General features: G+C 59.3%; 12 protein-coding genes. 4 read left to right on the plus strand and 8 right to left on the minus strand.

All coding sequences use genetic code 11. From position 1 onward, the window contains the following. Positions 1-248: 248 nt before the first annotated feature. Both H290_RS0118640 and H290_RS0118645 read right to left on the minus strand, forming a co-directional pair. Entirely contained in the window at positions 249-1,148 is a 900-nt protein-coding gene (locus tag H290_RS0118640) for a CoA ester lyase (protein WP_020108343.1), read from the minus strand. Continuing rightward, on the minus strand, positions 1,145-1,621 hold the full coding sequence (locus H290_RS0118645; protein WP_369758834.1) for a MaoC family dehydratase: 477 nt from the start codon (positions 1,619-1,621) through the stop codon (positions 1,145-1,147). The genes H290_RS0118640 and H290_RS0118645 overlap by 4 nt, the downstream gene beginning before the upstream one ends. Positions 1,622-1,855: 234 nt before the next feature. On the opposite strand from H290_RS0118645, the gene H290_RS0118650 reads away from it, so the two are divergent. Next, entirely contained in the window at positions 1,856-2,326 is a 471-nt protein-coding gene (locus tag H290_RS0118650; RefSeq protein ID WP_155976931.1) for a hypothetical protein, read from the plus strand. A 61-nt stretch (positions 2,327-2,387) separates the two neighbouring features. Here H290_RS0118650 and H290_RS0118655 read toward each other — a convergent pair whose 3' ends face one another. Further along, positions 2,388-3,119: a tyrosine-protein phosphatase gene (locus H290_RS0118655; protein ID WP_020108346.1), complete on the minus strand. Its 732-nt coding sequence runs from the start codon at positions 3,117-3,119 to the stop codon at positions 2,388-2,390. Between the two features lie 203 nt (positions 3,120-3,322). Here H290_RS0118655 and H290_RS0118660 point away from each other — a divergent pair, with 203 nt between their 5' ends. Genes H290_RS0118660 through H290_RS0118670 form a run of 3 tightly spaced genes read left to right on the plus strand, consistent with a single transcriptional unit; the run spans position 3,323 to position 5,472 of the window. Continuing rightward, positions 3,323-4,147: a mycofactocin-coupled SDR family oxidoreductase gene (locus H290_RS0118660; RefSeq protein ID WP_028463368.1), complete on the plus strand. Its 825-nt coding sequence runs from the start codon at positions 3,323-3,325 to the stop codon at positions 4,145-4,147. After that, on the plus strand, positions 4,148-4,636 hold the full coding sequence (locus tag H290_RS0118665; RefSeq protein ID WP_155976932.1) for a nuclear transport factor 2 family protein: 489 nt from the start codon (positions 4,148-4,150) through the stop codon (positions 4,634-4,636). Then, entirely contained in the window at positions 4,633-5,472 is an 840-nt protein-coding gene (locus tag H290_RS0118670; RefSeq protein ID WP_020108349.1) for a TIGR03619 family F420-dependent LLM class oxidoreductase, read from the plus strand. Before H290_RS0118665 ends, H290_RS0118670 begins: the two co-directional genes overlap by 4 nt. A gap of 53 nt (positions 5,473-5,525) precedes the next feature. Here H290_RS0118670 and H290_RS0118675 read toward each other — a convergent pair whose 3' ends face one another. From H290_RS0118675 to H290_RS0118695, 5 genes are all read right to left on the minus strand, one after another. Then, positions 5,526-6,701, minus strand: coding sequence for an amidohydrolase family protein (locus H290_RS0118675; protein WP_020108350.1), 1,176 nt, complete (start codon positions 6,699-6,701; stop codon positions 5,526-5,528). Between the two features lie 313 nt (positions 6,702-7,014). Continuing rightward, positions 7,015-8,742, minus strand: coding sequence for an ABC transporter permease subunit (locus H290_RS0118680; RefSeq protein WP_020108351.1), 1,728 nt, complete (start codon positions 8,740-8,742; stop codon positions 7,015-7,017). Continuing rightward, positions 8,739-9,866 (minus strand): ABC transporter ATP-binding protein, encoded by a 1,128-nt coding sequence (locus tag H290_RS0118685; protein ID WP_020108352.1) that lies wholly within the window; start codon positions 9,864-9,866, stop codon positions 8,739-8,741. The genes H290_RS0118680 and H290_RS0118685 overlap by 4 nt, the downstream gene beginning before the upstream one ends. A gap of 48 nt (positions 9,867-9,914) precedes the next feature. Next, a complete protein-coding gene (locus tag H290_RS0118690; protein WP_020108353.1) occupies positions 9,915-10,946 on the minus strand; it encodes an extracellular solute-binding protein in 1,032 nt (343 codons plus the stop codon). A 208-nt stretch (positions 10,947-11,154) separates the two neighbouring features. Beyond that, positions 11,155-12,372, minus strand: a complete 1,218-nt coding sequence (locus H290_RS0118695) for an acyl-CoA dehydrogenase family protein (protein ID WP_020108354.1) — start codon at positions 12,370-12,372, stop codon at positions 11,155-11,157. Positions 12,373-12,386: the final 14 nt, after the last annotated feature.

The following is a 12,386-nucleotide window of genomic DNA, read 5'->3' on the forward strand; positions in this document are numbered from 1 at the left end:
TGCAAGGCACCGCTGATGGACCACTGGTCGTCAGCCCCGAACTCTCCGCTGCACCGATGAACGGGGTACTGGTCGACGCGGCCGTGCCCGTGGTCGGCTCCTGGTTGGGTGCGGTACGGAATGGTGTGTGGCTCACGGAGCATTTTTCGCACCCAGCATCCAATCGCGCGGCAACCCGCAAGATTGCGTCCCGGCCAGTTCGATGAAATTGGCGCGGGAGCAACTGCAACACGCAATGTCGCTCACGGTCACCGACTCCGTGGCGAATCAGTGGCGGCAACCAGGGCTAGTACTCGCTGCGCCTGCTTCAGATGAGGCAGATCGAGCATCTTGCCGTCAAGCGCCACCGTCCCGACATCACCCGAGAACGCCTCGACCACTCGCGATGCGAACTCCACTTCCTCTGCCGACGGTGTGAACGCGGCATTGATCGTGTCGACCTGACCTGGATGGATGGCTATCCGGCCACTGAAACCCTCAGCCCTGGCACGACGAGAGGATTCCGCGAGCCCGTCGTTGTCGCGAATATCCACATACAGCGTCTCCACTGCCTCGACCTCGGCGGCGCGCGCGCCCATCAATGTCAATGATCGAACCAGCTGGTAAGTGACTGCCCAGCCACCGCCCTGGCCGAGGTTCGTCGACGCACCGAGCGCCGCACTCAAATCTTCTGCGCCCCAAGTAAGTCCATATAGCCGGGCGATTCCGAAATCGGCGAAATCGCCCAACCGGAATGGCGCCCGGGCGGTCTCGGTGGCGACGGGCAGGACCGATACGCTTCCAGGCGTCATACCGTTCGCGGTCTCGAGCGCTTCTAGGTAATGGTGGACCCGCACCACATCGAGCGGTCCGTTGATCTTCGGGATCATGATTCCGTCTGGTTGCGCCGCCACCACGGCCGACAGGTCTACTAGCGCATGATCGGTGTTAATCGGATTGATCCGCACCCAGAGCTGGGAGCGGCGCGAGCGTCCCCGGTGCTCAACAATGAAGTGGGAGGTCAATTCGCGAGCCACCGCCTTCCGGTTCTCGCTGACCGCGTCCTCGAGGTCGAGGATCAGCGCGTCTGCGGAGGATTCAGCGACCTTGCTTAGCTTCTTCTCGCTGTCGCCCGGTACGAACAGGAAGGATCGAATCGGTGTGGTCATTTCGGCTTCTTTCGCTGCAACCCAGCGCGTTTGCATGAAGCTACGACGTCGTCGTGCTGGTTGTAAGCCTTGTGCAGGAACACCACAATGCCCTGATCCGGTCGCGACCTCGACTCCCTGAGTTCGAGCACCTCGGTAGTCACGTGAACGGTGTCACCGTGGAAGAGAGGTTTGGGGAATCTGACCTCATCCCAGCCCAGATTCGCCACAGCCGTTCCGAGTGTGGTGTCTCCGACCGAGATGCCGACCACGAGCCCGAGAGTGAAAGCACTGTTCACGATTCGCTGCCCGAATTCGGTTCCCTTCATGTACTCCTCATCGAGGTGTAGCTGGGCCGGATTATGGGTCATGGCAGAGAACAGCACATTGTCGGTTTCGGTCACAGTCCGTCGAATCGCGTGTTCGATGGTCTGCCCCACAGTCAATTCATCAAAATAGAGCCCCGCCATTGGCACATCCTCTCTCTCGAATATCTCTGCAAACCATCCAACTCAATTCACCAGGAAATCGTCAGATCTTGTTCCACCGCGGTGCAGGGGAACTAGCGTTCATCCATCTCCCGTCCGAGTCCTAGACCTGACGCAGTCGTCCCGCCGGCGGGGACGATCTGTTGTGGTCCGTTGAATCGTCGTGCACGCCGAGGCGCAGGATTCGGTACAAACGATCCGGAATTGCGATTAGTCGCATCGTAGACTATGTTTGCGGGTATGGATTGGCCGATTCCGTTCGATGAACTCGTGGCAGTTCTTCGTTCCGCGGGCGCTCCAGCATCTGGCCAGGCAACTGTACGCCACAGTTCGATGTGCTACGGCTGCGGTGAGGCCAATCCAGATGGTTTGCGGCTCGATATATACGCCGGGGAAGGCGTGGGTGCGTGCACCACCCTCTCGGCGGATTGGCGCCTCGCTGGCGACGAGAACTTCATTCGACCCGGCATCTTGGCGGCCGCCGTTCACGAGGTTGCGGATCATGCGCTTCAGCAGACTGGACTCCTTGCCTCCGTTGTGAACGTCAAGGTCGACTTCCCCGAACCCGTGCCTGTCGGCGCTTTGGTGAGGATCGGTGCGCGTGTGATTGGAGCGTTTCGGAATAGGGTTTACGTGGACGTGACAGCTAATATTTTGGACGGAGATAAACCTGTCGGTTCGGCACTGGCAATTTTTGAATGTGAAGCGTAAATCGGTTGGAATCCGGCCAGATGCCGACGGGTAAAGCAAGATTCGCCTCTGGCCCATGAATTCAGTTCAACAGCGCATCCTCGAGATTCAAACGCATGCCGGCATCGATCCCGGCGCGCTCGAGGTAGTTATCAAAGGATCCATAGGCATCAGTGATCCTTTTCATACCAGTCTGGTAGTAGCTTTCTTGGACGCCGAGCAAGGGGAGCATCGATTCGGGGGTGTGGTTCGAATTGCTTCCAATGGCTGCCCTGAGTTCGGTGATGGCCGAATTGCTTTTCAGATAGTCGGCGACAACCTCGTCCTCACTGATGCCAACCGAGCTCAGGATGGTGGCGACCACCCAGCCCGCTCTGTCTTTGCCTGCGCCGCAATGAACGAGCAACGTGGCTCCTGTGGCGAGCAGCGAAGCCACTTCGAAAATTGATTCGTTTGCGGGCGCAAGTACGGGAAACTCCCAGTAGACCGATTTCATGTGGGCGGTGGCGAATACCTGCGACTCGAGCTCCGCTTCGTGCGGCGCGTCGTGGTCGTAGTCGAATGGCAACCTGTGGAGTTTTACGTTCGGTGGGATTCGGTCGTGTCCGGTTCGCTCCACTTCGCTGTCCCGTCGGAGATCGCAGACGTCGGTGATTCCATAACACGAGAGCGCCTGGAGACCAGCTTCATTCAAGTGTGCGAGATGTGAGGAGCGGAAGAGCTTGAACGGTTTCAACTGGCGACCGTCGAGCCGGCGAGCGCCCCCGACATCCCGAAAATTCCAAGCACCAGGCAAGAGGAGATGGTCGTTCATCGTATGACCTCGCAGTGTGTTCGTCGTTCGGGTGCTTGCTTGAAGGAATCGGGTGGTCGAAGCGCCTTGCTCCGAAGACCGTTCAAGCGTGTTGGGAGCTGTCCTTGCAACCTCCGCGGACCATCTCGAAAGTTATCGTATCCTGGATAGTTGATTGCTAGAGTGTATAGGTCAGTACTGCACTCGAAGATAGGACCGTTGCGATGGGTAGATTTGATGGGAAAGTTGCATTCGTCACAGGGGCAGCCCGTGGTCAGGGTCGGAGCCACGCATTGACGTTGGCCCGGGAGGGCGCCGACATCATCGCCATCGACCTATGCGCTCCAATTGACTCCGTCACGTATCCCATGGCAGATGAGGGCGATCTCGAGAAGTTGGTCAAGGAGATCGAGGCGCTCGACCGTCGGATCCACTGGCGGGTTGCCGATGTACGCGATTTCAGCGCAGTTCAGTCCGCGGTCGATAGTGGGGTGGCCGAGCTCGGTAGTCTTGACATCGTCTGTGCCAATGCGGGTATCGGCGGATTCGGCAAGGCGGAGGAACTGACGGCGCAGGCATGGGACGACATGATCGGGATCAACCTGACCGGTGTCTGGCACACCGCAAAAGCCTCGATTCCTCACATGGCGGTTCGTGGAGGCTCGATGGTTTTGACGAGCTCTACGGCAGGTGTGCGGGGTATCCCCAACATCGCGCACTACTCGGCTGCGAAACACGGAGTCATCGGCTTGGGCAAGACGCTGGCGCTCGAGTTGGCCGACCGGAACATCAGGGTGAACATGGTCGTGCCGACCAGCGTGGACACGCCGCTGATTCACAATCAGGCCGCATACGACCTGTTTGCCCCCGATATCGAGAATCCGACGAGAGCTGACGTCGAGAGCCGGTTCGCTGCGTTGAACGCACTACCGGTGCCGTGGATCGATCCATCCGATGTCTCTGCGCTGGTGGCATTCCTGGCATCAGACGACGCCCGCTACATCACTGGCGCCGTGATGCCCGTGGACGCAGGACAGACGGCCACGTAGATGCCGGACAAACAACAGATAACAGAAATGGTGGGTATCGAGATGGACGTGGCAGAGTTGCTGGTCCGTGAAGCCGCGAGAGACCTCGTGGCAAGGTACAACGCCTACGGCGACGCGGGCAAGATAGACCTACAAACTCAATTGTTCGCGCCCGCGGCCCGGTTCGAGTACCGCGACGGCGATGAACAGTTGGTCATCCAGGGCCGCAACGAGATTGCGGAGTTCATGCAGTCGATGCAGAAACGGTGGATCGAGGAGTCCACGAGCGTGGGTAATTCCGCGTATGTGTTCCACAGCGCCACCACCCACATCATCGATGTCGAGGACGAGTCCCATGCCAGCGGTCAGGCGTATGTGTCACTCCTGCGGGCGACCGGTCTGGTGGAATGGGGTATCTACCGTGATGAGTACGTGCGTCTCGATGAGGGCTGGCGGTTTGCCCGGCGATCGGTAAAAGTGATCGAGCGGCTCGAAGCGGCATCCGAATGACAAAGTTCGGCATTTCGCTACTGCGGGCGAATCCTGCGATCTGGGTGGAATTGGCCCAGGAGGCAGAACGATTGGGTTTCGAGTCCATCTGGATGTCGGATCATCTGATACTACCGGTCGACCTGAACAGCGGCGACTACCCCGATGGAAAACTACCGATAGAACCGAATACTCAGATTTTCGACGTGATGGTCTATCTCGCGTCGATCGCGGCTCAGACGAGCACGATCCGTCTGGGCACTTTCGTGTACCAGCTCGGATTGCGCGACCCTTTCGCCGCGGCAAGGGCCGTGGCCACGCTGGATGTCGTCTCGGGTGGACGGGTCGAATTGGGTGTTGGCGCGGGGTGGTCCAGTGCCGAATGGCAGGCTGCCGGCCTCGCGTTCGACAGTCGCGGTCGTCGTCTCGACGAAGTGGCCGCGATATGTCGACGGTTGTGGACTGAAGAGGTCGTCTCCCATGAGGGTGAGTTCTACTCGTTCCCGGCGGTTGCATTCGAGCCCAAACCGGTCCAGGGAGCAGAATTGCCCCTACTCATCGGCGGCGAGTCACCGCCCGCACTTCGGAGAGCAGTTCGAACCGGAACCGGTTGGATCGGAATGCATCACACGCCGGAATCGGTGGCGCCGGTTGTCGAGAAGTTGAAGGAGCTCAGTGTGGCTGCCGGTAGGCAGGATCCGCTGAGCGTGACCGTGGCTGCTCCGCCCGGCGAGGTCGACGTCGCAGGATGGCGAGCGTCAGGTGTGTCGCGAGTGATCGTTGCACCATGGCGGCGCACGAGCACCGCCATCACGGATATCCGTGCCTTCTCGAAGGCACTTCTTCAAGCATCGTGACACGCGAAAGTCCGGCCGGCGCCCGATAATCGGACGCTGGCCGGACTTTGTTGTTACTTCAGGTCGAGATTGTAGATGCGCGCGGCGTTGTCCTGCAGTAGGAGCCTGACCGTCTCGTCGGGAAGATCTTTGAGTGCGGTCTTGAGGTACTCGCGGGGTGTGGTGGCGATTGACGCCGGACCCGGGGACATACTGGTGGGATGGGGATAGTCGGTCTCGTACAGGAAGTTCCGCGCACCGAGTTGTTCGATTGCGCTCATCGCCGTCTCCCGTTCGAACCAGAAGCACCCATAGACCTGGCGGAGAAAATACTCGCGCGGCGACAGTTCGTATTCCGGATGCTCCTCGGGAACGCCGCAGTTGTACCACTGCCAATCCAGCGCCTCCAGAATGAACGGAATCCAGCCCACACCGCTCTCCACTGAAACGATGTTGAGATCGGGGAACCGGTGGCACACACCGCCACAGATGACACGCACGATCGCTTGCGCGTTGTTGATGAAATTGATGCACGACAACGATGCCGAGTTGGCGTGCTTGCCACCTGGATGTCGTGGGTAATCACCGATGTCGCCGGACCCGATGTGGAAGTTGATCGGCAGACCGGCCTCTTGCGCTGTGGCCCACAGACGATCCCAATGGGGATCTTCGATCATCGGCTGACCCCAATTCTGGGGTCCGGCAGTCATGATTACGCCTTTGTGTCCCGCGTCGACGACGCGCTCGATCTCCTTGACAGCTGCGTCGATGTCCCAGAAGGGAAGCGCGCTGATCGGTACGAACCGTCCGGGTGCGACGGCGGCGTAGTCGGTGAGGAAGTCGTTGTACGCCCGAACGAGATCGAGCATCAGGGCAGGTTCCTTGACGGATGTGAAGTTGCCGCCACCGAATCCCGCCACGTTCGGATACAGCACCTGTGCGTGTATCCCGTCGCTGTCCATGCGCTTCAGACGCTCGACTGGATCCCATGCCGAACGTTCGGCCTCCGCGAGTGAAAGTGGATGATCCGGCTGGTATTCCTTCCACCCGGCCATTGCGGCGGCAGCGACTCCGAGCATCCGGTTGCCGCCGGCATACCAAGCCGGATTTCCGTCGTCGTCGGGCTTGATGTGGGGAACAAGGTCGCCCCACTTCTTGACCGACACCCGAGAGGTCCACAGGTCGGGGGGCTCGATGACGTGCGTGTCGGTATCTATGATCTTCAGTTCGTCGATCAGCGACGTATCCATTGTCTTCACCGTTCCGTAGTCGTTGGCTGTCAGGCCTTTTGGTACTAAGAGCTAGCCGCCGCCCGCAGGTGTCGGTGCTCACGCAGCGGGTGGATCCGCAGTGCACTTGAGGCATCTCGGCCGACTGCCACTCGTTGCGATCGATTCTTGATTGAACCAATACACGCATACTAGACTATTTAGTCTACGAGTAATGTCGATTCGGTAAACTTTTTGAAAGCGTTTGCGCCATATTGCGGGCAGTACGAAAGGGCTGCCACAGCGGTCGGGTGCGGCCGCCCGCTGTGGCAGCGGTCTCGGGACTTCAGCGCAACTACAACTTCGACAGTGATTCGGAACCCCCCAGCAATACGGCAAGTCCCACGCCGACCGCGGTGACGCCGGTCATGATGAGTGCGACTGCGGCTGCAAGTGGATAGGTCCCCGTGTTCCAGAAATCGAACAGAACCGTACCCATGACCTGGGTTGTGGACGAGCGAACCAACAGCGATGCGCTGAACTCGTGTGTCAGAAGCACAAAGATCAGCGCCGCAGCGCCCGCAAGCGACGAACGCATCAGGGGCAGCATGATGAGGACATTCGTGCGAAGGCGACCAGCTCCGCTGACCCGAGAGGCCTCGATGTACTGGTCACCGAGAGCAAGCATCGTGGACAGCTGCATCCGTGTCGCGAACGGCACCATCAGCGCGACATACACAAGGATCAGCACCCATGGCGTTCCGTACAGGACGAAGGGGCCCTCGCTGTAGGTGAACAGGAACCCGATACCAAAGATGACTGCCGGGACGCCGAGCGGGACCGCGACCACGAAATCCAAGATCGTTCGCAGAATCGGAAAGTCTTGCCCTCGCACCAGGACCTGAGACACGATGAATCCCACGGGAAGCGCGATCGCGACCGCGACAATCGAGTAGATCAGGCTGTTTTGGATCGCAGTAGGTACCACGTTGTCACTCATTACGGCCTCGAAGTTGGCTGTTGTCAGCTTCGATAGGTCTATATTTCCACTCCAGTAGCGCGACAGTGAAACAAACGTCAACGCTGCTATTGGCAGCGCAGTCGACACCACGAAGTAAAGGACAATGAACCCTGCGCCCACCCACGAAGGCCTACCTGTTGACCGAAATGCCTTGCCGCCATGGGTCACGAATCGCTTCTGGTTGCCCAACGCGAGCTTCTGGAACAGAACGAGGAGCAGGCCAATGACCATCAATGGTGAACCCAACGCCGCTGCGGCTGCGGTCTGTACGGGCGATTGTGTGGTCAGAAAATACATCTCGGTTGTGATGACCGTGACGCCGCTGTTCGTTCCCAGTAGAAGTGGTGCGGTGAACTGTCCGAGCCCCAGTAGGAAGGCGACACTTCCGCCGTAAATCAATGTCGGTCGGAGGAGCGGTAGCGTCACCTTGAAGAAGGTCTTGAATTGCGATGAACCGCTGACCTGGGCTGCTTCGAGAATTTCGGAGTTGATGTTCTGAAATCCGGCGCTCACAAATAGGAAAACGAACGAGCTCAACCCGATTCCGGTGATGAAGACAATCCAAGGGAGTGTGTAGACGTCAACCGGGCCTTCCGTGAGGTCCGACCACCAGGGCAATTTGCGAAGCAGGGCGTTCAGATACCCGGGCCGTGGGGAGAAGAGGAATGCCCATCCCGCGACACTGGCAACCGCTGGAACCACGATGGGTAGAATCGGTACGATCCGCAGGAATCCCAGCCCGGACGGTAGCCGGCTCGCGGCCCACGCCAGCGCTGTTCCGAGCACCAGCGAGATGATCAACGAACCGAGTGACAGTCCGATCGTGTACCCGATAGTCCGGCCTATACCGTCGGCGCCAAATGCTTGCGAATACCCGGCCGCGCCGTCCGAAAGTGCCTCCCGCTGAAGCTTTATCAGCGGAGTGATGATCAAATAGCCGAGGATCAGTAGGAATACGCTCAAAGCAGCGCGGTTGAGATTCTTGGGCTGGAACAGAATACGGAGCCGTGACGGTTCGGCAGTGCTGGAGTTAGACCGCGGCCTGGTCTCGAGGGCAGTCATCCCATCGCCGCCAGAGCGGGCCCGAGGTCGAAGTACTGTGCATTTCTGAGCTCGAATGCGACGATTGCGCGGGCACCGGTCGCCCATCTGTTGAGGTGCCCGCCGAGATCCGCGGTCGCAACCTGCGCATTGATACGAGTTTCGCTTGCCTGCAGCCGCAACGACACATCCAGATGCTTGCCGCCGTAGGCCACATCCATGACTCTGGCTTCGAGTCCTAGTTCACTGTGCCGTAACTCAGACAAGTCTGAGACAAGGCGCAGATCATCCGGACGCAGTCGCACCACCCCGTCCGACGCCGAGATCGGTATTTGATTACCGTTCGCCTGCACAGGCTGCCCATCGCACGACCACCCTTCTCCACTGCGTTTGAGCTCGAGGCGTTCTGACATGCCGATGAATTCGGCCACATAGTCGTTGGCCGGATGTTCGAAGACCTCGCGTGGGGTGCCGAGCTGTTCGATCTTGCCGGCTCGCATGATGGCCATTCGCTGTCCGAGTGATAACGCTTCGGACTGGTCGTGTGTAACGAACACAGCAGTGAACGAACGTTTTCGGTGGAGTTCGTGTAGCTCGGCGCGGACCTGCTGCCGAAGGCGTGCATCGAGATTGCTCAGCGGTTCGTCGAACAGGACGAGGTCGGGTTGTGACACCAGTCCTCGGGCGAGCGCGACCCGCTGCTGCTGGCCACCGCTGAGTTGTGCGGGATATCTGTCGAGAAGACTTCCGCAGTCGACCGCATCCGCTATCCGCTCAACGCTACCGTCTTTGAGCTTGTCTCGGAGATGACGTGCCGCCAAGGGATATCGGATATTCTTCCGGACGGTCATGTGTGGCCATAGCGCATATGACTGGAAAACCATGCCGATCGAGCGCCTGTCTGGTGCAATATCGATGCGTCGGGTTGTGTCGAATACCGTTGAGTTGCCGAGGACGATCCGCCCATCGGCAGGCCTCTCGAGCCCGGCAAGGCAACGCAGGGTTGTCGTCTTTCCGCATCCGCTCGGACCGAGGAGGACGAGAAACTCGCCCTCCTCGATTTCGAGGTGGAGATCGTCAACCGCTGTCGTGGGAGGTTTACCCTCGAAGTTCTTTGTCAGTCCCTCAATGGAAACGTATGCCACTGCTTCTCCTCTGTCGAGCGCTGATCGGTTGTTCGCTATGAGCGACTTCTATGTGAACAGGCGGGTAAATTTGTCCTTGAAATCCTGAACCTCCGCTGGTGTGAGTTCACCGTCGGCGGCTGGGTCGATGACCTGGTCCTCGGTTGCGAGAGTGCCCGGAATGTTGGGCAGGATCGAAGCAGCCCGGTTCGAGATGCACTGTTGCCCTGCGGGAGTGATCATGAAATTGGCAAGGAGTTGTCCGGCATTGGGATGGGGGGCCTCCGCGAGAACTGCGGTGTTGAATCGTGTTCCGAAGATCGGACTGGACAACGCGAAGTCGACCGGAGCGCCCTGTGCCTTTTCGTTGACTACAGGCACTGAGAAGATGCTGGCGGCGATCTCGCCCGATGTCACAGCTTGTGTGAGCGGAAAGGCGCTCGGGTAGATCCGTGGCTTCTGAGCTGCCAACTTCTCGATGAATCCCGGGCCGAAGCGATCTTCGAGGTAGAGGTAGAACTCGACCAACACCGGTGCGCTGGGTGCGATCACCCCGATCTTGCCCCCGGCCAACTCGGGGTCCAGGACATTGTCGTAGTCCTTCAGCCCTTTGCTGTAGAGATCAGTGTTCCAGACGAAGGTCGTCATGCTCGCATCCGAGATGAACCAACCGCCTTCTTTGAGGTTTTCGGCAGCGTTGAAGTCAGGGTTGTCGAATGCGGGGCCTATTGGTGCAGCGAATTCGCCGGACTCCGCCTTCGGTACCGACCACGACGCCTCGGTCTGATCGATGACGTCGACGGTGACGTTTCCTGTCTGAAGTTCGGTATCCACTTTGGTTTGATTTACGGCGTTGATTCCGCTGGTGACGTTGACGGTGATCCCATAAGTGCTCTTGAAAGAGTCGGCGAGGCACTTGAGAGAGTCGGGGATGTTTCCCGAGTATATATTGACCTCACCCTCGTCTTTGGCCGCTTCAATCACGGTTTGCCAGGCGGCGTCACCAGAGGGCCCGACATCTCCGACCTCCATGTTTTCGGATGATGCGCATGCCGAAAGTGCAAGCAGAACAGCAGTTGTCGTGGCAATGGTGCCAACCATGTGTGGAAGATGGATTAAACGGAATCGATTGGATCGGTATGGATCAGCAAAGTCTGACCGGATCATGTGGATCTCCTTGGCTACGATTCTCGGACGGAATAGTCCAGTGATGGATAGTCTAGTACTAGATCAGTCAAGAATGTAGCCGTTGTCACGGGTGCACTGTTAAGTGATGCAGATCACTCAAATCGGGCAGATCTGACCAGTGTCACGGCTCTTTCGGAAGGCCGAGAACTCGTTCGCCGATAATGTTGCGCTGTATCTCATCGGTCCCACCGCCCAGGCGGAATCCCGGTACGCCCAGAATGAATTCGGTCCACGCGTACGTTCCCCACTCACCGGTGTCGGCAAGTAGTCGGGGACCCAGGGCGAGGCTCATCAAACTCGACAGCGCCGCAAGGTTTTCGGTGAGAGCCAGTTTGGACAGGGACATCTCGGGCCCGGGGGCATGGCCGGCCTTTGTGCCGGCTTCAGCACGCGAGCGCATGTTCTTGGCGCACACCACTCCTGAGTGCAGGCGGGCGTATGCCTCGCGTACGGCGGGGTTATCGCCGCATCCGAGGTGATTGACCATCGCTGCTACCCGCTCCATCCGGAAGAGTCCGCTTCCCCCGCCCGCGGACCCTCCGATGGCGCCACGCTCGTAGACGAGGGTCGCCATGGCCACCTTCCATCCTTGATCGACTTCACCAAGCCGGTTCTCGTCCGGAACCACGACCGCGTCCAAAAAGACCTCATTGAAGTCCGATCCACCGGTCATTTGCCGCAACGGCTGAACCTTGACCCCCGGAGTAGTCATGTCGATCACAAAAGCGGTCAAGTTGCCGTGCCTCGGGCCGGGTGAGGTTCTGGCAAGAAGTAGTCCCACGTCAGAGAAGTGCGCACCGGAGGTCCACACCTTTTGTCCGGTGATGATCCAATGGTCACCGTCTGCCTCGGCTTTGGTCGAGACCGCGGCCAGATCGGAGCCGGCACCTGGCTCGCTGAATAGCTGGCATCCAACCGAGTCGCCCCGGTGAAGCGCCTTGAGCCAGTGCTTGCGCACTGCCGCCCCGCCGAATTCCGCGAGGGTCGGTGCAACCATTCCGAGGCTCACCCCGAGCGGTGAACGCGACGGAGTGTCGAAACCCCGCTCGACGGAGTCGTAGGCCTTTTCGTAGCGACGAGGTAGCCCGCGCCCGCCGAATTCCTCGGGACCGCTGATCCAGCCGAAGCCCGCGTCAAAGACTGTGCGTCGCCACTCTCTCGCTTCGTCCGCCTCGGCTGTCGTGGCGCCACGGAAGAGGCTGACGCGATCGTCACCGTCGCCGAGCACACCTCCGGGCCGGCCGCCTTTCGGGCGCGGACTCACGTGGTTTCGAAGAAACCCCTCGGCTTCTTTGCGAAAATCGTCAAGGTCGATCTGGGCCTCGGGTGTGTTGGTCATATTCGTCTCCTCGG

The organism is Nocardia sp. 348MFTsu5.1 (assembly GCF_000383535.1).
Lineage (GTDB): Bacteria > Actinomycetota > Actinomycetes > Mycobacteriales > Mycobacteriaceae > Williamsia > Williamsia faeni.

Excerpts from the sequence above, each read along its gene's own strand:
- H290_RS0118690 (WP_020108353.1), bottom strand. The coding sequence starts at position 10,946 with ATGGTTGGCACCATTGCCACGACAACTGCTGTTCTGCTTGCACTTTCG.
- H290_RS0118695 (WP_020108354.1), bottom strand. The coding sequence starts at position 12,372 with ATGACCAACACACCCGAGGCCCAGATCGACCTTGACGATTTTCGCAAA.
- H290_RS0118640 (WP_020108343.1), bottom strand. The coding sequence starts at position 1,148 with ATGACCACACCGATTCGATCCTTCCTGTTCGTACCGGGCGACAGCGAG.
- H290_RS0118650 (WP_155976931.1), top strand. The coding sequence starts at position 1,856 with ATGGATTGGCCGATTCCGTTCGATGAACTCGTGGCAGTTCTTCGTTCC.
- H290_RS0118670 (WP_020108349.1), top strand. The coding sequence starts at position 4,633 with ATGACAAAGTTCGGCATTTCGCTACTGCGGGCGAATCCTGCGATCTGG.
- H290_RS0118675 (WP_020108350.1), bottom strand. The coding sequence starts at position 6,701 with ATGGATACGTCGCTGATCGACGAACTGAAGATCATAGATACCGACACG.
- H290_RS0118665 (WP_155976932.1), top strand. The coding sequence starts at position 4,148 with ATGCCGGACAAACAACAGATAACAGAAATGGTGGGTATCGAGATGGAC.
- H290_RS0118660 (WP_028463368.1), top strand. The coding sequence starts at position 3,323 with ATGGGTAGATTTGATGGGAAAGTTGCATTCGTCACAGGGGCAGCCCGT.
- H290_RS0118680 (WP_020108351.1), bottom strand. The coding sequence starts at position 8,742 with ATGACTGCCCTCGAGACCAGGCCGCGGTCTAACTCCAGCACTGCCGAA.
- H290_RS0118655 (WP_020108346.1), bottom strand. The coding sequence starts at position 3,119 with ATGAACGACCATCTCCTCTTGCCTGGTGCTTGGAATTTTCGGGATGTC.